A 22,054-nucleotide genomic window follows, 5' to 3' on the forward strand; every position below is an offset into this window, starting at 1 on the left:
GCACCCGGGCCGATGTCGTGTGCGAGTGCCACCGCATCGTCGGGTCAGGCCGTCGTCCGGTGCTCTTCGTTCGGGTGCGCGTGCGGAAAGCCGATGGATTGCAGTCGATTCAGTGCATGGGTACGGGCCCGGTGCTGGTTGCCCGGCGGCGGCACGTAGACACCCGCCCAGATCCCGGTCAGGTGAGTCGGATCGTCGAGGGCGAGGCGGGCGCAGCGCGAACGGATCGGACAGCGGACGCACCCGTCGACAGCGTGCCGATTGGCCAGGCTCCGGGCACCGGCGGCCTGCTCTGGGAACCAGGCGTCCGGGTTCGAGGTACACGTGGGTCGCATGTCAGGCACTCCGCCGACATCGCGCGCACTTCGTGCACGACCTGTCGTGCTGGTTGCGCCGGCAACCGTCACCCACTGACGCCGATGGCCCATTGATCCCTCCGATCAAACTGAGAACGTATGTTGTCAGAGTCTGGTCGAAGGTGCAACACTGATCGCGAATCACGTTGCGGCGCGGTCGCAGTCGTGCCGAGCAGGCCCGCGGAGTCGAGTCATGAGACGGCGCCCGGCTGGGTTCTCAACCGGGCGCCTGGGCCGGGTCGCTCGCATGCGGCGGAACCGGCTTGCCGACCGCGGTACCCGACCGACCAGGGGCCGAAACGGTGCGCACCTGCGGGTCGATGTCTGCGTGCCCGACCGATCACCCTGTCCGGGACGGGCCGGTTCCGTAGCACGCCATTACAGTGCCGTCACACCTACGAAACACGACGCTTGTTTCATAACAGGGGACAAAGTCCACTACGGGGAGTCGCGCCGATGGGTCGCGGACCCCGGATGTCGTCGACGTACCGCCGCCCGCGAGTACGCCCAGATCGAACCTGTGAAGGAGCATCGTGACCATCGAGAGTGCCAAGGCCCTGGAGTTCCGCGTGACCAGCGGCGGATACGAGGATCTGCCGAAGATGCCCGAGGCGGAGTACCCGGGCACCGAGGGCTTCATCGGAGACGTCTACGAGAACCCGGACGGAAGCCCCATGTGCAGCGGGTACTTCGAGCTGCGCCACACCGACGAGCCGCTGTACTACGAGTACGAATACGACAAGATGAAGGTCGTGCTCGAAGGCGAGTTCCTCCTGGAGAACAGGGAGACCGGGCAGAAGACCGTGGCCAAGGCCAAGGACGCGATCTTCTTCCCGAAGGGGTCCAAGATCTACTTCAGCACCCCCGACTACGCGCTCGCCTTCTACACCGGGTTGCGCGACGCCACCCTCCTCTGAGTCGCTGCCATGTCGCAGATCGACTTCTCCAGCGTGCCGACGTGGGCACGTCCAGGCGTACCGATCGAGGCGACGACGCCCCCACCGACCGGCAACTCGTACGTGCTGGTCGGTGTCGGGGATGTCGCCGAGACCCTGGCTCGCTGGGAGTCATCACTACCTCCGCGTGCCACCACACGTATCCACGGGGATACCGACTCGGTCGCCGCCCAGCTCGGCAGCACCCTCGCCGAAGCCGTTGTCGGCGTGCGAGTCTGGATAGCAGCGGAGCCTGGATCGGCACTGACACTGCGCGCGGTCGCGCTCGGTGCCGGACTCGAGGACGACGAGATCGCCGTCGTCCCGGTGACTTCCGCGCCGCAGTCGGTCGTGCAGATCTTCTGCGCACACTGCCGATCGGTCACCCGCGCGGCCGCGGCCGTCGATGACATCGTCGGGTGCGTCGGTTGCCGTCGCGACCTGCTCGTGTACCACCACGTCTCGCGTCGAACCGGACAATATCTGGGTTTCATGGCCGACGCCGAGACCGCCCAGTCGGCCTGTCCGGGAACCGGACCAGGCGAGGTACCCACCCTCACGAAGGATCCCTCATGAACACCGGAGTGGCCGACATGAGCAGCCCCGAGTCCGTCGTGCGTCCCGGAGCCGGCGCGACGACGCTGGAACTCGTCGTCACGGCTGTCGACGCCCCCGCCCGAGACATCCGCGCGATCACCTTTTCCGACCCCGGCGGCAACGTGCTGCCCGGTTACATCCCGGGCAGTCACGTCGTCGTGCACGGGGGTGCCTTCACCAACGCCTACAGCCTGACCGGCGACGGCGCGCATCCGTTGCACTACTCGATCTCGGTGCTCCGACTCGATGACGGCAAGGGCGGATCGCGTTGGTTGCACGACGAACTCGAGGTCGGCGCAACGGTGTCGGTGGGGTTGCCGCGCAGCGCGTTCGCTCCGGTCGCCCGGGCGCGTAAACATCTCCTGATCGCCGGCGGGATCGGGATCACGCCGATGATGTCCCACCTTCGGTCGGCGGCTCGCTGGCGCCGGGATGTGCAACTGCTGTATGTCTTCCGTGATTCGGCGGCCGCCCACCTCGACGAGGTCACCGCACTCGCCGGACCCCGTGCCGAACTGTTCACCGACCGGCACTCTTTCGCCGATCGCCTCGCACAGACCCTGCGTACCCAGCCGATCGGTACCCACCTGTACGTATGCGGTCCGGCGGCGATGATCGACGCGGTCACTGCTGCGGCGGTGGACGCCGGCTGGCCGGAATCGCGGATTCATCTCGAGCGGTTCGGGATCGACGCTCTCGACGCCGGCGACCCCTTCCGTGTGGAGCTGACCGCTTCCGGGCGGACGGTCGATGTACCGGCGGGGACGAGCATGCTCGAGGCTCTCGAGAACGAGGGCATCGTCGTGCCGAATCTCTGCCGGCAAGGCGTGTGCGGTGAGTGCCGCATCCCGCTCGCCGGCGGTATCCCGGTCCACCGCGATCTCTACCTCACCCCCGAGGAGAAGGACGCGGGCAACGCCATCATGCCGTGCGTCTCGCGCGCTTCGGCCGCCAGCACCCTGGAGGTTCCCCTGTGACAGACACTCTCGACCCGGGCGGAGCGACGACGACGGTCGCGCCAGATCTCCTCGCGGGCTTCCCGTTCCCGTTCCCCGAGGACCGCTATCGTTACAGCACGAATGTCGAGCCGGCCCGGACCCCGGTGACCACGGCGGCCGGCGAGTGGGGGACGTCGGTTGTCGACATCGATTCGGAGTACCGCACCGAGATCGATCAGCGCGCGGTGATCCTGGCCGCCGATCCCACCCGCCATGCTGTGTTGCCGCATATGGTCCCGGCCGCGTGGGACGCGATGTTGACCGTCATGGGTGAGCTCGCCGCGACCTGTCCCGGGTTCCGGCTCGCGTCGACCGGACCCGACACCTGGTTGTGGCACAACGAAATCCTCGGGATCGAGCAACACTTCCGATACGGTGACCCGGCGTCACTTCCCGAGGAACCGTTGCGCTACATCAGCTCTCAGGTCCAGGAGGACATCGCCCTTCTGGATCAGCGCAATGGGCAACTCCACGTCGATGCCGGGGTCGTCACCTTCGCGGCCGATTGGAGTTTCGGGTTCGACGTCGGGATGAGCTTCCTCGAGATCCACGGACCGGTGCCGCGCATCCACCCCGAAGGCGTCATCACCCGTGCGCACGAGTTCCTCAAGCGCCTCCAACCTCATCAGCCGTATCGACGAACCAACTGGACGTTGACGATCGACCGCAGGCTCGACGTCTCGACCGAGATCTATCACAAGTGGGGACCGGACCGGGAGGTCATCCAACAGGTCCCCGACGACGAGTTCGGCAGGCGGGTACACCTCCGCGTCGAAGTGCAACACCTCATCCGGCTGCCGGATTCGGGTGCGGTGATGTTCCTCATCCGGACGTACATGCTTCCGCTCGAGCAACTCGCCACCGTCGAGGTCTGGCGCCGACGCACCGCGGAGGTGTTGGCCGAATTGCCCGGTGACATGGCCGATTACAAGGGCATCATCAAGTTCCGGGATCGTGCGGCGCAGTGGCTGCGCGCGGCCGCACCGGCGACGCAGGAGACCACCGGGGCCGGCATGCCGCGGTGGCCCGCCTCGCCCCCGGCCGTCGACACCACCGGGGCGGCGTTCCTCGTGGTGGCGATCGGCGACGATCCGGCAGCCGCGCACGTGTCACGGAACTGGGTGGCGGCCGCCGAGGCCGCCGGAGGGACGCGGTTGGTGGTCCTGGACTCACTGGGCGACGCGGTCGACAGATCGGCGTTGCAGTCTGCTCTGGACGAGTGCCGCACCGGTACCCGAGTCCTGGTCACCGGCGGGCAGTACGACGTCATGACGGCACTCGCCATGGCGCGTAACGCGGGGGCGGTGGCGGCCGAACTGTCGTGCTATGTCACGCACACCCGCGACCTACCGCTCTACTGCGCGCATTGCCGCGAGACCTTTCGCGCCGAGGCCGTTGTCGGCGGCGTCGTCGCGTGCCCCGGTTGCGCTCGGGATCTCGAGGTGCACGAACACCATTCACCGGTGATGGGCAGCTTCCTGGCCTCTGCGGTCGGCGGCGACGAATGACCGCGGTCGCCGTAGGGCAGTACCCGGCCCACCTTCATCCGGCCTATGCCACCGGTCCGCGACCGATGCGTGTCATGTCCGTGCGACAACTCACGGACGAGGTCACGCATTTCCGGTTCGGCCCCGTCGACGACGCCCACGCGGTCCTGACCGCGTACCAGCCGGGCAGCCATCTCATCATCTCGGCCGGCGGACAGCGGAATGCCTACTCGCTCGTCGACGACGGGATGTACCCGACCAGCTACGGCATCTCGGTGTTGCGACGTGGTGCGGGCGGTGGTTCGGATTGGTTGCACGACAACCTCGTCGTCGATGCCGTCATCGAGATCGAGGGTCCGCGTTCGATGTTCCCGCCGGTGCTCGATCAGCGCGGCGCATTGCTGATCGCGGGCGGAATCGGGGTCACTCCGGTGCTGTCGCACGCCCGTGCCCTCGCTCGGGACGGGCGTCGGGCCGACATCGTCTACTCCTATCGGCGTGGATGCGGTGCGCACACCGAGGACCTGCGGGCGCTCGCCATGCAACCCTCCGTGACGCTGCACGAGGTGTCCGGGGCCGCGGCCACCATGCGGGTGATCGCTGAGCGATTGCGGGCGCAGCCGCTCGGAACGCACGCCTATGCCTGTGGTCCCACGTCACTCCTGGAGGCGTACACGCGGCTCGCGGAGGACGCCGGATGGCCCAGCGCGCGAGTACATCTCGAACGTTTCACCGCCCCCGAACAGGATCCCGGCGATCCCTTCACCGTGACGGTGGCGTCTTCGGGCCTCCGCATCGACGTGCCACCGGGTGTGTCGCTGCTGCAGCGGTTGCTCGACAACGGCGTCCCGGTGCCGAGTCTGTGCCGCCAAGGCGTGTGCGGCGAATGCCGAATCCCGGTGCGAAGCGGCCGAATCGAGCACCGCGACTTCGTACTGACCGACGACGAGAAGACCGTGGGCGACGCCATGCTGTGTTGTGTCTCGCGCGGTCAGGACATCGAGGTGGACCTGTGAGCATCGAATCGTTCCCGACCCGTCGGGTCGACCACCTGGCGAACCTGCCGTGGCCGTTTCCGGACGAAATGGAGGAGTTCTCCTACAGCGTGAACGTCGAACCGGCACGCATCCCGCGTCCGACCCGGGCCGGCGAATGGGGCAGGCACCTCGTCGATCTCGGCGGCGCCGAGTATCCGGAGATCATGGCCGAGCGACGGCGGATCCTCGACGCCGATCCGACACGCGTCCGTGTGCGCCCGGGGATGGAACTGGCCTCCTGGGATCTGCTGTTGTACTACCTGCGCGATCTCGGTCACGCCTACCCCGCGGCGATGGAGCTCACCGAACACGCTGACGGTCGATTCCGTTGGTGCAACCGGCTTCTGGGTACGGATCAGGAGTTCGTCCTGGGTGATCCGGCCACCCTTCCCTACGGCCCCATGGAATTCCTGGCGCGTGAGGTACCCGACGACCTGCTGCTCGTCACCGAACGCGACGGGCACCTGTACTTCGACGCCGGCGTGGTCACCTTCGCCGCCGCGTGGTCGGTGTCCTTCGACGTCGGGATGGACATGTACGAGATCCACGCGCCCGTTCCCCGCATGCTCCGCGAAGGCATCGTCGCCCGCGCCGAACAGTTCCTGCGGAGGCTACCCGCAGACCAGGTGTACCGCAGGGTGAACTGGACGCTGTCGGCGTCGGACTCCCACAAACTCGACGTCAGCCTCGAGGAGCTGCCGGAGTGGGCGGCCGACGTCGCGGGCATGATCGCCGACGGCGATTTCGGTCGCGCGCGACTGCGCATCGAGCTGGAACACTTCGTCCGGTTGCCGATGTCGGGTGCGGTGACGTTCAATATCCGGACATTCATGGCCTCGCTCGAGGACGTGAAGCGCATACCCGAGTGGGCCGGTCAATTGGCGACCGTCATCGAGACGCTCGGCGAGGACATCGCCGCCTACAAGGGTTTTCTCGACTATCGCGACAACGTCGTCGCATACCTCCGCGGTCAAAGTCGCCCGTGAGCCCTGGTCCCGTAACACCCGACTTCTCGTAGAGTCCCAGAACCGAAAGATCGCTCATGGAACCCATACTCGCCGCCAATGCCGACCTGGCATGGATGCTGGCGGCCTTCGTCTTCGTCCTGCTGATGTTCCCGGGCCTGGCCTTCTTCTACGGAGGCATGGTCGGATCGAAGAACGTCCTCAACATCATGACGATGGTCATGTCCACCCTGGCGATCACGGCGGTCCTGTACGTCGTGATCGGGCACGGCCTGGTGTCCGGTCCGTCGGTGGGCGGGTGGGGCCTCATCGGCAACCCGACCGACTACATCGGCCTGACCAACTGGCTCACCGACGACGCTTCCGGCGCCACCCAGACGCTCTACTTCGCAGCCTGGTTCATCCTGTTCGCGGCCATCACGATCGCGATCGTCGCCAGCGGCGCGGCGGGCCGGATGAAGTTCTCGGCGTGGCTGGTCTTCGCGCCGATCTGGCTCATCGTGGTGTACTTCCCGGTCGCCCACTGGGTCTTCGCGGCCGACGTCGACGACAACTACAGCGGCGGTTTCCTGCTGAACGATCTCGAGATCGTCGACTACGCAGGCGGCACCGCCGTCCACATGAATGCCGGTGTCGCGGCCCTTGCCCTCGCGGTGGTGCTCGGTGCGCGCAAGCGGCGGATGGAGCGCCCGCACAACGTGCCGATGACGATCATGGGCGGCGGCATCCTGTTCTTCGGCTGGTTCGGGTTCAACGGCAGTTGCGCGCTCGGCGCCAACTTCCTCGCGCAGGCCGTCATCCTGAACACACTGCTGGCCGGTTCGGCGGGCATGATCGGGTTCGCGATCATCGAGAAGTGGCGCGAGGGGCACGTCACCTCGCTCGGCATGATCACCGGCACCGTCGCGGGCCTCGTCGGGATCACCCCCGCGGCCAGCAGCATGGCACCGCTCGGTGCGCTGCTCGTGGGCATCTTCGCCGCGGCGGTCGTGGCGTTCCTGCTGAGCTTCAAGAGCAAGCTCAAGATCGACGAGACGCTGGATGCCTTCGCCGTGCACGGCATCGGCGGGATCGTCGGAACCATCTGCATCGTGCTCTTCGCCACCGAGGCCGCGCCGGCCGGTGTCCAGGGGATCTTGTTCGGCGGTCCGGTGGACATCGTCTGGCGTGAGCTCGCCGGCATCGTCATCACCTGCACGTACTCGTTCGTGATGACCTGGCTGATCGCCAAGGGACTCGACAAGCTCATCGGCATGCGCGTCGACGAGGAGACCGAGATGGTCGGCCTCGACACCGCGGTCCACGCGGAGACGGCGTACGAGATCCCCGCCGCCTCGGTCGGTCACGCCGGCGGACTCGCGACCATGTCGCCGGCCCGCGCCGCGGACAAGGTGGAGGAGGCGATGCCGCCGTCGACTCCGGCCTCGGCGCCACCGGCCGGGGTCTGATCCATACCGGTCATCGGTTGGCAACTGCTCGGGGGTTCACCGTTCGACGGTGGGCCCCCGAGCGCTGTGCGTCCGAGGACGTGGAAAACGTTGCCGGACAGATTGACACCCACCGCTCACGGAGTCGAAACAGGGACGAAACATCCACCAGGTCTACTAATAGTAGACAATGGTTCACGCGAGTGGACATGCGGAACGAAAGCCCTTAGAGTCGACCCCGGAGCACATGATGACAACCACCGAGACAACGACCGGCGAACTCGCCGATCTCTGCTCGACGCACGGCACCAAGTTCATCCTCGCGATGTTCGTCGACCTCCGCGGCAAGCCCTGCGCCAAACTGGTGCCGGTGGAAGCGGTGGACGAATTGGCCACCGAGGGCGTAGGTTTCGCCGGATATGCGGTCGGCGCGATCGGCCAGGAGCCGAAGGATCCCGATCTCATCGCTATCCCCGATGTCCGGTCCTTCCTGCCCATCCCGTTCATCAAGGAGGGCCTCGCGGTCGTCCAGTGTGATCCCCATGTCGAGGGCAAGCCGTGGCCGTTCGCGCCCCGGAACATCCTCAAGGCGCTCATCGCGCAGACCGCGGACGCGGGTTTCGAGCCGTGGGTCGGGGCCGAGGTCGAGTACTTCCTCCTGAAACGGGCCGCCGACGGCTCGCTGGTGACCGCCGACGCCGCCGATGATTCCGACCAGCCGTGCTACGACGTCCGCGGTCTCACCCGGATGTACGACCACCTCACCACCGTGTCCACCGCGATGAACCAACTCGGCTGGAGCAACTACGCCAACGACCACGAGGACGGGAACGGCCAGTTCGAGCAGAACTTCGCCTACTCCGACGCGCTCACGACCGCCGACCGCGTCGTCACGCTCCGGTACCTGCTCTCCGCCCTGGCTGCGGAGAAGGGCATGATCGCGACCTTCATGCCGAAACCCTTCGCAGAGCGCACCGGGTCGGGTCTGCACTTCCACCTGTCCCTTACGCAGGCGGGCGACCCGGTGTTCCCGCAGGTCACCGACGACGAGCGAGGACTGGGGTTGTCGGAGACGGCGTACGGGTTCATCGGTGGGATTCTGGAACACGCACCCGCGCTCCAAGCCGTGATCGCACCGACGGTCAACTCCTACAAGCGAACCGGTGCGACGGCGACGCGCTCGGGTGCGTCCTGGGCTCCGCGGCGGGCGACCTACGGCGGCAACGACCGCACCCACTACATCCGGGTGCCCGATGAGCAGCGCGTGGAGCTCCGTGGCGGTGACGGGTCGGCGAATCCGTACCTGGCCGTCGCCGCGCTGCTCGGTGCGGGACTCGACGGCATCAAGCGGAGTCTGGACCCGGGCGCCGTCGGCAACTGCCCCGGCCACATCGCCGAACTCCCGCTCACCCTCCTGCACGCGGTGGAGGCGCTGGAGGCCGACGGGGTCGTCGCCGGCACGCTCGACGCCGCGCTTCCCGAGGACTGGCCCGAGGACGAGCAGCGGGTCTCGGCATACTTCGCCGGACTCAAACGCGACGAGTTCTTCGACTGGCACGCGGCGGTCACGCCGTGGGAGGTCGACAAGTACCTGACGGCGTTCTGACCGTCCTTCCCCCAGAACACAAGATCTCTCAACGAGATTCATCGATCGACGTAAGGAACTGATCATGTGCGGAATCGTCGGGCTGCACCTGCGCAACCCTGACCTTCACCCCCGGTTGGGCGAGATGCTCGCCGGGATGCTCGGCGAGATGCAAGACCGTGGCGCGGATTCGGCGGGTATCGCCGTCTACGGCAACCCCACGTGGGCACCGCCCGGACACGGCTGCATCTCCCTCCTCGAACTCGACGTTCTTCCCGACGAGGTGTCCACGACGCTGGGTGCGGCCCTCGGCGTGCCGGTCGCCGCACAGACGATCGACGTGACGCTGGTGGCCTCCGCCCCCGCGCCGGCCGAGGAGCTGCTGGCCGCCGCCCGGGCCGCATACCCGCAGGCCCTGGTGGCCGGTTTCGGGTCGGACCTGACCGTCCTCAAGGGCGTCGGCGCACCCCGTGACCTGACCGAATCCTGGGGCCTGGCCGCGGCGTCGGGATGGCAGGGCGTCGGGCACACCCGGATGGCGACCGAATCGGCGGTCACCTCCTCGGGCGCACATCCGTTTGCGGTCGGCCCCGAACAGTGCCTGGTCCACAACGGTTCGTTTGCGAATCACGCGACCATCCGGCGTGAACTGCGCGCTGCCGGAGTGGAGTTCGACAGTGAGAACGACACGGAGGTGGGGGCGCGCTTCGTCGCACACCAGCTTGCGGCGGGCAAGGACGTGGAAACAGCACTGAAAGAGGTCTGCGCGAACTTCGACGGTTTCTACACGTTGCTGGTGTCGAATCGCGATTCGTTCGCGGTGGTCCGTGACGCCATCGCATGCAAACCGGCCGTGATCGCCGAGACCGACGACTGGGTGGCGATGGCGAGTGAGTACCGCGCACTGGCCAAACTGCCCGGCGTGGAGAACGCCCGCATCTGGGAGCCCGAGCCGGAGGTCGTCTACGCATGGACTCGATGACCGCCGAGTTTCCCTCCACCCCTCCCGTTCCCGCCTCGAACGACACGGCGAAAGCTGAGACGATGAACCCCAATCACACCTTCGACCTCGCCGAAACCCCGTTGCGCGAGATCAATTCGATGCTGCACGGGGACATCTCCGGCGAGATCGTCATCGACAACCCGGCCGGAGCCCACAGCGTGGCCGCGGGCGTCAACCTCCCGGTGAAGATCACGATCAACGGACATGTCGGCTACTACGCGGCCGGCATGAATCAGCAGGCCGAGGTCACGATCAACGGAAACGCCGGAACCGGCGTCGCCGAGAACATGATGAGCGGCAGTGTGATCGTGAAGGGCAACGCCTCCCAGTCGGCCGGCGCCACCGCCCACGGCGGGCTCCTCGTCGTCGAGGGTGATGCCGCGGCGCGCTGCGGCATCTCGATGAAGGGCGTCGACATCGTCGTCGGTGGAAACGTCGGCCACAACAGCGCTTTCATGGCGCAGGCGGGGCGTCTGGTCGTCCGCGGGGACGCCGGCGACGGTCTCGGTGACTCGATCTATGAGACCCGCATCTACGTGCGCGGCGAGGTCGCCTCGCTGGGTGCCGATTGCATCGCCAAACCGATGCGCGCCGAGCACCTCGAGGAACTGGCCGGATTGCTCAAGGCCGCCGGTTTCGGCGACGACGACCCCCGCGACTACACCCGCTACGGCTCTGCCCGCGAGCTCTACCACTTCAAGGTCGACAACACCTCCGCGTACTGAGCCGTCCTCCGCTCCCTGAGGAGCGCCCGGAGCTTGCGGAGGACACGCAACCCCCCGCTCCCTGAGGTGCGAGGAGCGTTAGCGCGGCCGACCACCTGCTCCCTGAGGTGCGAGGAGCGTTAGCGACGAGCCACGAAGGGCCGCAACGTCGCACAACCACACGACGAAAGAGAACCACCATGACCGACAACCTGAGCGTCGAACAGCGCGGCCTGCGCGAGTCGGCCACGTTCGACCGCACCACCATCGCCGCGATCCAGCGCGCGGCCGAGACCGGCATCTACGACATCCGTGGCTGGGGCGCCAAGCGCAAGCTGCCGCACTTCGACGATCTGCTGTTCCTCGGCGCGTCGATGTCCCGCTACCCCCTCGAGGGTTATCGCGAGCGCTGCGACACCGACGTCGTCCTCGGCTCGCGAAATGCGAAGTACCCGTTGCATCTCTCCACCCCGGTGACGATCGCCGGGATGAGCTTCGGCGCGCTGTCGGCCGGGGCGAAGGAAGCGCTGGGGCGCGGCGCCTCGGAGGTCGGTACCTCCACCACCACCGGTGACGGCGGGATGACGCCCGAAGAGCGGGGTCAGTCCAAACACCTCGTCTACCAATACCTTCCGTCGCGATACGGGATGAACCCCGACGACCTGCGCAAGGCCGACGCGATCGAGATCGTGCTCGGTCAGGGTGCCAAACCGGGCGGCGGGGGAATGCTGCTGGGACAGAAGATCTCCGAACGCGTGGCTGGGATGCGGACCTTGCCACAGGGTATCGACCAGCGCAGCGCGTGCCGTCACCCCGACTGGACCGGACCGGACGACCTGGCGATCAAGATCAGCGAGTTGCGCGAGATCACCGACTGGGAGAAGCCGATCTATGTGAAGGTCGGCGCCACCCGCACGTATTACGACGTGAAACTCGCGGTGCATTCCGGCGCCGACGTCGTCGTGGTCGACGGCATGCAGGGCGGAACGGCAGCGACCCAGGACGTCTTCATCGAACACGTCGGCATCCCGACCCTCGCTGCCATCCCGCAGGCGGTGCAGGCCCTGCAGGAGTTGGGCGTTCATAGGGAGGTCCAACTCATCGTGTCGGGCGGAATCCGCAACGGCGCCGATGTCGCGAAGGCGATGGCCCTCGGTGCCGACGCCGTCGCCATCGGCACCGCTGCGCTGATCGCGTTGGGCGACAACGATCCCCGATACGCCGCGGAGTACGAGGCGCTGGGATCGGCAGCCGGTTTCTACGACGACTTCCAGGACGGGCGTGATCCCGCGGGCATCAGCACGCAGGACCCGGAACTCTCGGCGCGTTTCGACCCAGTCCTCGGCGGAAAGCGCCTGGCGAACTTCTTGCGCGTGATGACGATGGAGGCCCAGACGATCGCCCGTGCGTGCGGCAAAGCGCACCTGCAGCATCTGGAGCCCGAAGATCTCGTCGCCATCTCGATCGAGGCGTCGGCGATGGCCCGCGTTCCGCTCGCCGGGACGAGTTGGATTCCGGGGGCGGGCCTGTGAGCACCGAGACCGCCTCGGTCGTCATCGTCGGTGGCGGCCTCGAGGGCGTGGCGGCCGCCTGGGCCTTGGGACAACGCGGCATCACCGATGTGATCGTCTGCGAGCGGGACACCGTCGGCGGCGGGATGACGGGCAAGTCTTCGGGAATCGTGCGGTGCCACTACGGCGTCGGTTCGCTGGCGGCGATGGCCGCGGTCGGACTCGAGGTCTTCGAGAAGGCGGAGGAGATTTTCGGCTCCGACATCGGATTCCGTCAGACCGGATATGTCGTCGGCGTCGGCGAGCCGAATGTCGAGAACATGCGCAAGAGCCTCGCGGCGCAACGTGCGGTCGGCGTGCAGACCGAGGAGATCGACGCCGCCGATGTCGCCGCGATGTGGCCCACCGCCGACCTCGAACCCTTCGCGGCCTTCGGTTGGGAAGAGCGCGGCGGCTACGGGGACGCGTATCAGACCGCGCAGGCCTTCGCGGCCTCGGCGCGGGCAACAGGAATCCGAATTCGTCAGGGCACCAACGTCGCCGGCCTGATCGGCGACGCCGACCGGGTGACGGGAGTCCGACTCGCGGACGGTTCGACGATCTCCGCGGACACCGTGGTCGTCGCCACCGGTGTCTGGTCCAAACCGTTCCTCGCGCCCTACGGGGTCGACATCCCGATCGAGGTGCACCGCGAACAGATCGTGATGATTCACCCCGGTGAGGACCTCGGCGAGGTGCCGGTCTTCTCCGATCTGGTGTCGCTGCAGTACGTCCGACCGGACGTCCGGGGCGAGATTCTGTTCGGCAACAGCGATCTCGCGGCGCTCGACATAGCGAATCCCGACGACTACCGGAACCGCGCGGACTCGGACTTCATCGACCTCACCGTCGACAAGGTCGGCACCCGGTTCCCCGGGTTCACCGATCCGGCCATCACCACGAGCTACGCCGGGTGCTACGACGTCACACCCGACTGGAATCCGATCATCTCCCGCGGACCACTGGACGGGCTCGTCCTGGCGGCCGGGTTCAGCGGCCATGGGTTCAAGATCTCGCCGGCGGTCGGCCGGTTGATCGCCGACCTCGTCGTCGACGGACGCAGCGCGGACCCGCGTATTCCGGAGTCGGACTTCCGGTTCACGCGGTTCGCCGAAGGCGACCTGCTGACGACGCGCTTCCCGTATGTGGGAGCCGGCGAGATGCGCTGACCGGGACGCCGGATGATCCGAGGCCGTGGCCGTCGACAAGGGTGGAATCGTGTGTCAACTGTCAGGAAACGTTGTTTCTCACTATGCTGGCGGCGTGACGGACGACCCATTGATCCGGAATCAGTCCGGCACCGCGCGAGAGAGACCTGTCGACCAGTCGGTCGAGGAGCTGGAGCTCGAGACGGCGATCGCGCACAACGTGCGGCGCCTGCGACGTCAGCAGGGACTGTCGGTGGGGGACATGGCCACTCGCGTCGGCATCTCCAAGGCGATGCTGTCGAAGATCGAGAACGCCCAGACCTCGTGCAGTCTCAGCACGCTCGCTCGCCTGGCCAACGGCTTCGACGTGTCGGTCACCTCGCTGTTCCGCGGCGCCGAGATGGAGCGGTCGGCGGTGTTCGTCAAAGCGGGCGAGGGCTCGGAGATCGTGCGCGAGGGGTCCCGGGAGGGTCACGAGTACGAGCTGCTCGGGTCGCTGCGCGGTGAGCACAAACGCCTGGAATGTCTCCTCGTCACCTTGACGGAGAAGTCGGTGACCCAGCCGTTGTTCCAGCATGCGGGAACCGAGTTCCTGTACGTCCTCGAGGGCGTGATGGACTACGCCCACAGTCGCTCGGTGTACCGGATGCACCCGGGCGACTCGCTACAGCTCGACGGCGAGGGCGCGCATGGACCCGTCGAACTCGTCGAGCTGCCGGTGCGCTTCCTGTCGGTGATCGCGTTCCCGGATTCGGCCGTGTGACAGCTCGATTCAGGTTCGCGACCGGCTGAGGTCGAAGTCGTAGCGCGATGTCGGCACCACGTCGAGATGGCGGTCCGCGCCGAAGCGGGACACGCTCTCGAGCATCAGGGTCATCCGACGCTCGAGTTCCCGCTGATCACCGCCGCTTCCGTAGAACGCGTGGATGTCGCTGACCGCCGCCATCGGGAACAGTTCCTCGACGATGGCCGCGACCGGCGGGGTGTCCTCGGTCAACGGTCGTTCGACGATGTTCTGGACGTAACCGAACGTGGCCTGGGTGTCGATCGCGACCTGGGTGTGGTCGTCGAGCCACCGACGAAGCCACTCGTCGCGGTCGAGTTCGTCGGGGCGACGCAGGAACGCGACGTTGGACAGCGCGTCGACCCGCGTCCCGTCGGCGGGCAGGTCCGGAGCCAGCGGTGCCCGCGCGGTGACCTCCCAGGCGGCGATCGGACCGTCGATCGCGGCATCGACGGCGGCCAGGACGGGTCCGGAACCGGGCGCCCAGAAGGACAGCACCGCGACGATGGGCGGGTCGAGTTCGTCGATGCGCATGGCCCCGGAGACCGCGTCGTCGCTGAGGTTGACCTGCACGCGCGATGCCCCCGCTGCCGCACAGCGGTCGACGAGATCGTCGGCAGCGGTGCGGCTGCGCCCGTCGCCCCGGATGGCGACGATCACCTTGGAATCCGTCATCCCGCGGACGGTACCGGGCGATCCGCGCGACGGTCACCGATTCGCAGATCCATCCGCGCTTTTGCTCCCTGAGCTGTGGGGAGCGCAAGCGACAGCCCCCTGCTCCCTGAGCTGTGAGGAGCGATAGCGACAGCCCCCTGCTCCCTGAGGTGCGAGGAGCGATAGCGACGAGCCACGAAGGGCCTGGTGAGACACGTTGCGGAGCCCTTCGTGGCTCGCTTCGCTCGCACCTCAGGGAGCATAGAATTCGGGCGCCCAGGAGTGTTCGCTCGGTGGTCCACGACGGCCGTCCGGCCGCTCCTCAGGGAGCGGAGGCGTCGCGCTCGTCGCACCTCGGGGAGCGGGAGGGGGCCGTGCTCCTTGCGCCTGTGCTCAGGGAGCGTGAAGCCGCGTGTGCGCGAACCTCAGAACTCCTCGGCGCCGATGAGGGCGGCGTCGTCGGCGACCTTGCGGTCGTGGGCGACCTTGGCCAACGACACCGCGCCGAGGGCCACGACGCAGTATCCGGTGGCGAACCACCACGGTGTCGCCTCCGAGCCGGTCCACTTGGCGAGGTAGGCGACTAGCACGGCCGCGATCGCGGCGCCCATCCAGCGGAGGAAGCTGAACCCGGCACTCGAGACCGAGCGCGGGGTGTCGCCGCCGACGGCCGACATCGCGACGTCGGTGAAGAGGGTGTTGAGCACGCCCGAGGGGAAGCCCGAGAGGATGACGGCCAGGCCGATCAGCCAGATCTGTCCGGTGAACGTGCCGATCCCGGCCAGAACCATGACGAGTCCGTATGTCGAGATGGCAACCATGACACCGGCCTTCTCACCGACGACCCGAGCGAGCAGCGGCGCGACGAAGACTCCGGCGACCGCGGTGAGCAGACCCCAGCCGAAGAAGACGAGTCCGGCGTAGATGGGTCGCAGGCCCATCGCGATCGGAGCCCAGGCGATCACGGTGAAGAGGGCGCCGGTGTAGAAGGCAGAACCCACGGACGTGACGAACAGGGTGCGGTTGCGTAGGACCTTGATCGGGTCGACGATCCGGACCCGCACTCGTTCGGACCGCGGTCCGTCGGCGGGAAGCATGAACGCGCACAGGATGGCTCCGGCCAGCATCAGCAGGGCGGTACCGGCAAACGGTGCGCGCCAGGTCCATTCACCGAGCGTCGCACCCAGGAGCGGTCCGACGGCCAGTCCGATGCCCAGGGCGGCCTCGTACATCATGATGGCGCTGTTGCGGTTGCCGACCGCCGATTGGACGATGAAAGCCAGTGCGGTGGCGAGGAACAACGCGTTGCCGAGACCCCAGATCACCCGGTAGGCGATGAGCTGGTCGATATTGTCGGCGAAGGCCGAGACGCCGGCGGCGACGACGATGAGTCCCAGCCCGACGGTGAGTGTGCGTCGCGGCCCGAAACGGTATGCGGCCCAACCGGTCAGCAGCATCGCGACGCACTGGACGCCGACGTAGACACCGAACAGGAGCGTGAGCTTCTCCGGTGGGGCGTTCAGCGCTTCGGCGATGCTGTGCAGGATCGGATCGACGAGGCCGATGCCCATGAAGGCGATGACGGCGGCGAAGGCGGTGATCCACACCGCGCGCGGTTGGGCACGCAGGGAGGCGAGCATCGACGGTTCGGTTGCGGTGGTTTCGCGCGCAACCGCGGCGGTGTCGCCCGGGGTGTGTTCGGTGACGGTCATGAATTCCTCTGCCAGATCAGGCGGACGGCCGGCGGTGTCGAACCGCGACCGGGCCGCTCACGCACTCGCCGGGCGGGCGGGGTGCGATACCGGGTGATTGTCGAGCTGGTCGCGCAGGGCCTGCAGGGCCGGTCCGGCCGCGGCGATGGCTTCGCGCTGCTGATCGTCGAGCGCGGCGAGCGCACCGGTCAGGATGACGTCCCGCTCCTCGCGGATCTGCCGCACGAGGGTGCGCCCGTGGTCGGTGAGGCCGACGAGCACGGCTCGGCGGTCGTCTGGATCAGGTCTGCGTTCGACCAGGTCGTGCTTGGTGAGTCCGTCGATCACCGACGTCGCTGTCGGCATGCGGATGGATTCGCGGGTGGCGAATTTACCCATCCGCATCGGCCCGTGATCGGCGAGGACGCTCAGGGCGGACGTCTGCGCCGCGGTCAGCTCGACCGAGGGTGCGCGACGACGAAGGGCCAGGTACAGCCTGGTGATCGTCGGCCGCAGGGTCTGGGCGAGCTGGGCGGGGTCGGAAGCGGACACGTTTAGAGAGTCTAATACTTAGGGGTTCGAAGTATTAGGGCAGGGGCCTGTGACGCTGCGCACGAATGTGCGGCTCGATTCGTCAGACGGTCAGTGGTGCCCCACGACTCCGAAGAAGGCGATCAGGTCCTCGCGGGCGGTCGCGACGCCGTCGGGCCGGCCGTCGATCTCGCTGAGCAGTCCGCGCTGGAAGATGCCGTCGAGCGCGATGTAGGCGACCGCCGGTGTCACCGCGGGCTGCGTCCCCGACAACTCGCAGAATTTCTCCACCACGCGCCAGATCATCTCTTCGCGCCGGCGCTCGATCTCGATCACGTCCGCGCGGAAGGAGTCGTCGAACATGCTCTGATTTCGCAGGTCGTACCAGAGCCGATGAATGGCTGCCTCGGAACGCATGCCTGCGAAGAAGGTGTCGGCGAACTCGTCGCGCAACTGATCCGCGGTCACCGCGTGGGCCACGACCTCGTCGTAGCGGGTGACGCAGACGGCCTCGTACTGCCGGACCGCGTGGGCGATGAGGTCGAGCTTGTCGGTGAAGTAGTAGTGCAACACCCCGTGCGAGTACTCGGAGTTCTGCGCGATCTCGCGCAGGCTCGTCCGCGCGTACCCCAGTTCGGCCAGCGTCGTCAGAGTCGCCATGGCCAGCTCGTCGCGCTTGGCCTGGAACTTGTCTCGTGCGCGGGCCTCGATGCGGGCCTGTCGGTCGACGACCTGTGTCATCTCGCGGTCCTTGCCGGGGGATTCCCTTGCTCGGGGAGTGATGGAGTTCGAGACCCGAGTGTACCCACCCGGCCGAGTTCGACGCTTGTCGGCGCCGGCCGGGCGGGCACCGGTGAGGCCTCGATGCGGTCAGCTGAATGCACCCCGGACCTCGGTCTTCAGGATCTTGCCGACCTTGGACCGCGGCAGTTCGGTCCAGATCTCGATCTCTTTCGGCGCCTTGACGCTGCCGATCCGTTCCTTGACGAAGGCGATGAGCTCCTCGGTGTCGGCGTCGTGCCCCGCACGCAGTTCGACGGCGGCCGTCACTCGTTCGCCCCATTTGGGATCGGGCAGCCCGATGACGGCCGAGTCCTTCACCGCCGGATGGGCCAGCAATGCCTGTTCCACCTCGGCCGAATACACGTTGAACCCGCCGGTGATGATCATGTCCTTGGCGCGGTCGACGACGAAGAGGTAGCCGTCGTCGTCGAGGTAGCCGATGTCGCCGGTGTGATGCCAGCCGTGCGCGCTCACTTCGGCGGTGGCCGTTGGGTTCTCGTGATATCCGTCCATCACGAGTGGTCCCCGGACGACGATCTCGCCGCGCTCGCCACGACTCAGCAGCGACCCGTCCTCGGCCATGATCGCGACCGTGGTCAGCGGTGTCGGCCGACCGGCCGATCCGAACCGCTCGGTGGCCATCGACCCGTCGTCGTGGAAGTGCTCGGCGGGCGCGAGGGTGGCGATCATGTTCGGTGCCTCCGTCTGCCCGAACAACTGGCCGAGCACCGGGCCGATACGCGTCAGTGCTTCTTCCAGCCGCGTGGGCGACATCGGCGCCGCGCCGTACCACAGACATCGCAGCGAGCTCAGATCCCGACTGTCGAGGTCGGGATGGTCGAGCACCCCGTAGATCACCGTCGGCGGCAGGAAGGCGTGGGTGATGCGATGCCGCTCGATCAGCGCCAGGAACTCCCCGATGTCAGGTGCCGGCATGATCACGACCTCACCGCCGAGGCTGAGGATGGGGAATGTCAGCACCCCCGCCGAATGGGTCAGCGGGGCGAGCGCCAGATACCGGGGGCGCTCACCGAACGGGTAGCTCATCAACGCCAGTGCCGTCGAGGTCATCATGTTGTCCTCGGTGAGTCGCACCCCCTTCGGTCGGCCGGTCGTCCCGCCGGTACCGGCGAGCATGCACAGACCGCCATCTGGTCGTCGGCGTTCGTCCGGTTCGGCCCGATGTTCGTCGAGCCAGCCGTCGAACGGCGTCGCCCAGTCGACGTCGCCGTCCAGACAGATCAACCGGTCCAATTGCGGGAGCTGATCTTTGATCTTCTCGATCAGGCCGGCGAACTTCGCCTGGAAGAACAGCAGCCGGCACCCGAAGAGTTCGAACAGCTGTCGGTTCTCCTCGGCCTCGTTACGCGGATTGACCGGGCACCACACGGCACCCGCACGCGAGATGCCGAAGACGCATGTCAGGGCCAGCGGATCGTTGGCCGACAGGACGGCGACCCGGTCGCCGGCCTCGATCCCGTTGTGCTGCAACGCGCCCGCGATGGCGGTGGACCGATCCTGGACCTCGCCGTAGGTCGAGGTGACCCCGCCGGCGGTGAGGCACGGCGCGTCGCGCCCCAGCGAGGCGCCCTTGTCGAGGTACTCCGAGAGTCGCATGTCGTCCTCAGCGGTGCACGGTGACGATCGGGTCCAGGACCAGACCGAAAGCGCGAAGGGTGCCGAGCAATTCGCGATGGCCGAACGCCTGGCAGCTCGAGACGAAGCCGACACGGCGGGGGCGGGCCTGGAGCAGTTCGTTCGCGGCGTGCGCGTTGAGCAGGGCGGTCTGCTTGTAGTTGGAGTTGCCGTGGATCACGCAGTGCGCGCGGCCGAGCGGACCGGAGGCGTAGACCGAGTCCAGCGAGGTGTTCAGGCGCGGGTTCTCACGCGGGGGCATCTCGCTGCGGATGGCGGCCGACTGCTCGTCGATGATCCGGTACTTCTCCTCCTCGGACTTGCCCTCCATCTGTTCGAGCGCGGCGGCCACCAGAACCGGAACGCCCTGCATCAGTGGCCGATTGAAGACGCCGCCGAGTGCCTTGGCGGTGGCCACGCGCGGGTCGTTCTTGAACCACACCGGGTGTGATGTACCGCCCCAGGGCAGAGCGAGACCGAGGTCGTGCTGACCGGGCACGCTGACCGTGTACAGACCCGCGTCCGCCGGCCATTCGACGTACTCGTTCTCCTCGAGGTAGTACGCCTTCGCGAATGCGGCATTGGTGAGGATCGTGTTGGTCGACGCGACGGTCGGGTGGCCCTTCCAGAACACCTGGATGTCGAGGGTGTCCAGTCCGGGGTTCTCCAGGCAGATGTTCGCGGCGATCTCGCCGATCGAGTACATCTGCGCCAGGCCCGGCGTCAAGACCAGTTCGCGAGAAGCGAATTCGGCTCCGTACTGCGCCTCGGCATCGATCATCCAGTTCTGTTCACCGTTGGTGTCGGTGTAGTGGGCCCCGATCTCCAGGCACGCCTGGACGACCTCGTGGCCGTAGCGGGCGAACGGCCCGACCGTGTTCAGTACGACGTCGGCGCCGCGGAAGGCCTCGGTCAGCGCCTCGACCGTGTGCTCGACCTCGACGATGTCGTACGCGACCGTGTCGATGCCCGGCACCGCCTCGACGGCGCTCTTCAGCCGGGCGTGGTCGCGGCCCGCCGCCAGGAACGGGATGTTGTACTCGCGCAGGTACTCACAGATCAGTCGGCCCGTGTATCCGGACGCTCCGTAGACGACGACGCGTTTGTCAGTGGGCATGGTGGGACTCCTCGTGTCTGGTTCGGGTGTTCGATGCGGGTGTTCGGGAAAAGCGTTGCGGCAGTGAACGTCGGTGGGATCACATCCCCATGCCGCCGTCGACCGGGAGGCCCGCGCCGGTGATGAACTTCGCGGCGTCGGAGACGAGGAAGACCACGGCGTCGGCCATGTCGTCGACCTGTCCGAGTCGGCCCAGGGGTGTCAGCTCCGCGACTGCCTGGGCAGCCGCCTCCGGGGACTCGAATAGCCCCAGGGCCGCGGTCTCGACGGCAAGCTTGTTGCCCATCGCGGTCGGGGTGAGTGCGGGATAGATCGAGTTGACGCGCACTCCGTAGCCGAGCTTGCCGGATTCGGCGGCCGCCACCCGGGTGAGGCGGTCGATACCCGACTTCGTCGCGGAGTAGACGCTGATGCCGGGGAAAGCGATTGTCGCAGCGACGGATGCGATGTTCACGACGGCTCCGCCCCTGCCTGCGATGCCGCCGGGACGCATCGCGCGGAACGCGTGCTTGATGCCGAGGGCAGTACCGAGCACGTTGACGTCCAGCATCTTCGACGCCTCGCCGGCGTCGAGATCGACCAGGAGGTTCGTCACCTCGATGCCGGCGTTGTTCACGACGATGTCGAGCCCGCCCAGCGACTCGACGGTCGACGCCACGGCCGACTCCCAGGCTGCGTCGTCGGTCACGTCGAGGGCGACGAACTCGGCCTTCGCGCCTTGTGCCCGAAGCGTTTCGACCGTCTGCCGACCGCCGTCGGAGTTCACGTCGCCGATCGCGACGGACGCGCCCGCTGCGGCGAGCGCCTCGGCCATCCCGGCACCGAGACCCTGCGCGCCACCGGTGACCAGTGCCGTCCGCCCGGTCAGGTCATAACTCGTCATCGTTCCACCTCCGTGAGACCGCCTCGGCCGAGGCGGAGAAGTAAGACACAGTCGAGACAACATGTGCTGCACGCCACACTAAGCCTGGGTCTTGACAGTCGTCAAGAAAAACCTTGACGACTGTCACGATCGGGGTGTGGTCTACGAAAGACCCAGCTCAACGGCTCGGTACCGCGGGACAGTC

General features: G+C 67.2%; 21 protein-coding genes. 13 read left to right on the top strand and 8 right to left on the bottom strand.

All coding sequences use genetic code 11. The features are described 5' to 3' along the window. Window positions 1-44 precede the first annotated feature (44 nt). On the bottom strand, window positions 45-335 hold the full coding sequence (locus JW364_RS12335) for a WhiB family transcriptional regulator (RefSeq protein ID WP_137809188.1): 291 nt from the start codon (window positions 333-335) through the stop codon (window positions 45-47). A gap of 554 nt (window positions 336-889) precedes the next feature. Between JW364_RS12335 and JW364_RS12340 the strand changes: the two genes are divergently transcribed. The 13 genes from JW364_RS12340 to JW364_RS12400 all read left to right on the top strand — a co-directional run bounded on the left by JW364_RS12340 (window position 890) and on the right by JW364_RS12400 (window position 14,555). Then, entirely contained in the window at window positions 890-1,273 is a 384-nt protein-coding gene (locus JW364_RS12340; protein ID WP_205333783.1) for an ethanolamine utilization protein, read from the top strand. A gap of 9 nt (window positions 1,274-1,282) precedes the next feature. After that, window positions 1,283-1,867, top strand: a complete 585-nt coding sequence (locus JW364_RS12345; RefSeq protein WP_159371727.1) for a dimethylamine monooxygenase subunit DmmA family protein — start codon at window positions 1,283-1,285, stop codon at window positions 1,865-1,867. Next, the gene (locus JW364_RS12350) at window positions 1,864-2,865 is read left to right on the top strand and encodes a PDR/VanB family oxidoreductase (RefSeq protein ID WP_205333784.1); all 1,002 of its coding nucleotides are present in this window, start codon (window positions 1,864-1,866) and stop codon (window positions 2,863-2,865) included. Before JW364_RS12345 ends, JW364_RS12350 begins: the two co-directional genes overlap by 4 nt. Next, on the top strand, window positions 2,862-4,394 hold the full coding sequence (locus JW364_RS12355; protein ID WP_205333785.1) for a DUF3445 domain-containing protein: 1,533 nt from the start codon (window positions 2,862-2,864) through the stop codon (window positions 4,392-4,394). The genes JW364_RS12350 and JW364_RS12355 overlap by 4 nt, the downstream gene beginning before the upstream one ends. Then, entirely contained in the window at window positions 4,391-5,389 is a 999-nt protein-coding gene (locus JW364_RS12360; RefSeq protein WP_065631121.1) for a PDR/VanB family oxidoreductase, read from the top strand. Before JW364_RS12355 ends, JW364_RS12360 begins: the two co-directional genes overlap by 4 nt. Further along, window positions 5,386-6,396: a DUF3445 domain-containing protein gene (locus tag JW364_RS12365; RefSeq protein WP_165629345.1), complete on the top strand. Its 1,011-nt coding sequence runs from the start codon at window positions 5,386-5,388 to the stop codon at window positions 6,394-6,396. The genes JW364_RS12360 and JW364_RS12365 overlap by 4 nt, the downstream gene beginning before the upstream one ends. Window positions 6,397-6,452: 56 nt before the next feature. Continuing rightward, window positions 6,453-7,823: an ammonium transporter gene (locus JW364_RS12370; protein ID WP_065631120.1), complete on the top strand. Its 1,371-nt coding sequence runs from the start codon at window positions 6,453-6,455 to the stop codon at window positions 7,821-7,823. 226 nt (window positions 7,824-8,049) lie between these two features. Further along, a complete protein-coding gene (glnT, locus tag JW364_RS12375; protein WP_374100821.1) occupies window positions 8,050-9,408 on the top strand; it encodes a type III glutamate--ammonia ligase in 1,359 nt (452 codons plus the stop codon). A gap of 64 nt (window positions 9,409-9,472) precedes the next feature. After that, on the top strand, window positions 9,473-10,369 hold the full coding sequence (locus JW364_RS12380) for a glutamine amidotransferase (RefSeq protein ID WP_205333786.1): 897 nt from the start codon (window positions 9,473-9,475) through the stop codon (window positions 10,367-10,369). Continuing rightward, entirely contained in the window at window positions 10,357-11,115 is a 759-nt protein-coding gene (locus JW364_RS12385) for a protein glxC (protein WP_205333787.1), read from the top strand. The genes JW364_RS12380 and JW364_RS12385 overlap by 13 nt, the downstream gene beginning before the upstream one ends. A gap of 179 nt (window positions 11,116-11,294) precedes the next feature. Next, the gene (locus JW364_RS12390; RefSeq protein ID WP_137809192.1) at window positions 11,295-12,626 is read left to right on the top strand and encodes an FMN-binding glutamate synthase family protein; all 1,332 of its coding nucleotides are present in this window, start codon (window positions 11,295-11,297) and stop codon (window positions 12,624-12,626) included. Continuing rightward, on the top strand, window positions 12,623-13,813 hold the full coding sequence (locus JW364_RS12395; RefSeq protein WP_205333788.1) for an FAD-binding oxidoreductase: 1,191 nt from the start codon (window positions 12,623-12,625) through the stop codon (window positions 13,811-13,813). The genes JW364_RS12390 and JW364_RS12395 overlap by 4 nt, the downstream gene beginning before the upstream one ends. A 94-nt stretch (window positions 13,814-13,907) precedes the next feature. Beyond that, window positions 13,908-14,555, top strand: coding sequence for a helix-turn-helix domain-containing protein (locus JW364_RS12400; RefSeq protein WP_374100822.1), 648 nt, complete (start codon window positions 13,908-13,910; stop codon window positions 14,553-14,555). A gap of 9 nt (window positions 14,556-14,564) precedes the next feature. Here JW364_RS12400 and JW364_RS12405 read toward each other — a convergent pair whose 3' ends face one another. The 7 genes from JW364_RS12405 to JW364_RS12435 form a co-directional block, all read right to left on the bottom strand. After that, a complete protein-coding gene (locus JW364_RS12405; RefSeq protein ID WP_205333789.1) occupies window positions 14,565-15,251 on the bottom strand; it encodes an EthD domain-containing protein in 687 nt (228 codons plus the stop codon). Between the two features lie 404 nt (window positions 15,252-15,655). Continuing rightward, window positions 15,656-16,942, bottom strand: a complete 1,287-nt coding sequence (locus tag JW364_RS12410; protein ID WP_205333790.1) for an MFS transporter — start codon at window positions 16,940-16,942, stop codon at window positions 15,656-15,658. A 57-nt stretch (window positions 16,943-16,999) separates the two neighbouring features. Further along, window positions 17,000-17,473 (bottom strand): MarR family winged helix-turn-helix transcriptional regulator, encoded by a 474-nt coding sequence (locus JW364_RS12415; RefSeq protein ID WP_205333791.1) that lies wholly within the window; start codon window positions 17,471-17,473, stop codon window positions 17,000-17,002. Window positions 17,474-17,563: 90 nt separating this feature from the next. After that, window positions 17,564-18,193, bottom strand: a complete 630-nt coding sequence (locus JW364_RS12420) for a TetR/AcrR family transcriptional regulator (protein WP_205333792.1) — start codon at window positions 18,191-18,193, stop codon at window positions 17,564-17,566. A 129-nt stretch (window positions 18,194-18,322) separates the two neighbouring features. Beyond that, window positions 18,323-19,852 (bottom strand): long-chain fatty acid--CoA ligase, encoded by a 1,530-nt coding sequence (locus JW364_RS12425; RefSeq protein WP_205333793.1) that lies wholly within the window; start codon window positions 19,850-19,852, stop codon window positions 18,323-18,325. Window positions 19,853-19,859: 7 nt separating this feature from the next. Further along, a complete protein-coding gene (locus tag JW364_RS12430; RefSeq protein WP_065631111.1) occupies window positions 19,860-20,987 on the bottom strand; it encodes a DUF5938 domain-containing protein in 1,128 nt (375 codons plus the stop codon). Between the two features lie 79 nt (window positions 20,988-21,066). Beyond that, window positions 21,067-21,870 carry an SDR family NAD(P)-dependent oxidoreductase gene (locus tag JW364_RS12435; RefSeq protein ID WP_205333794.1) on the bottom strand — a complete coding sequence of 268 codons (804 nt, stop codon included), beginning with the start codon at window positions 21,868-21,870 and terminating at the stop codon, window positions 21,067-21,069. Window positions 21,871-22,054: the final 184 nt, after the last annotated feature.

This window comes from Gordonia sp. BP-119, assembly GCF_016924115.1.
In the GTDB taxonomy this organism is placed as follows: domain Bacteria; phylum Actinomycetota; class Actinomycetes; order Mycobacteriales; family Mycobacteriaceae; genus Gordonia; species Gordonia hongkongensis.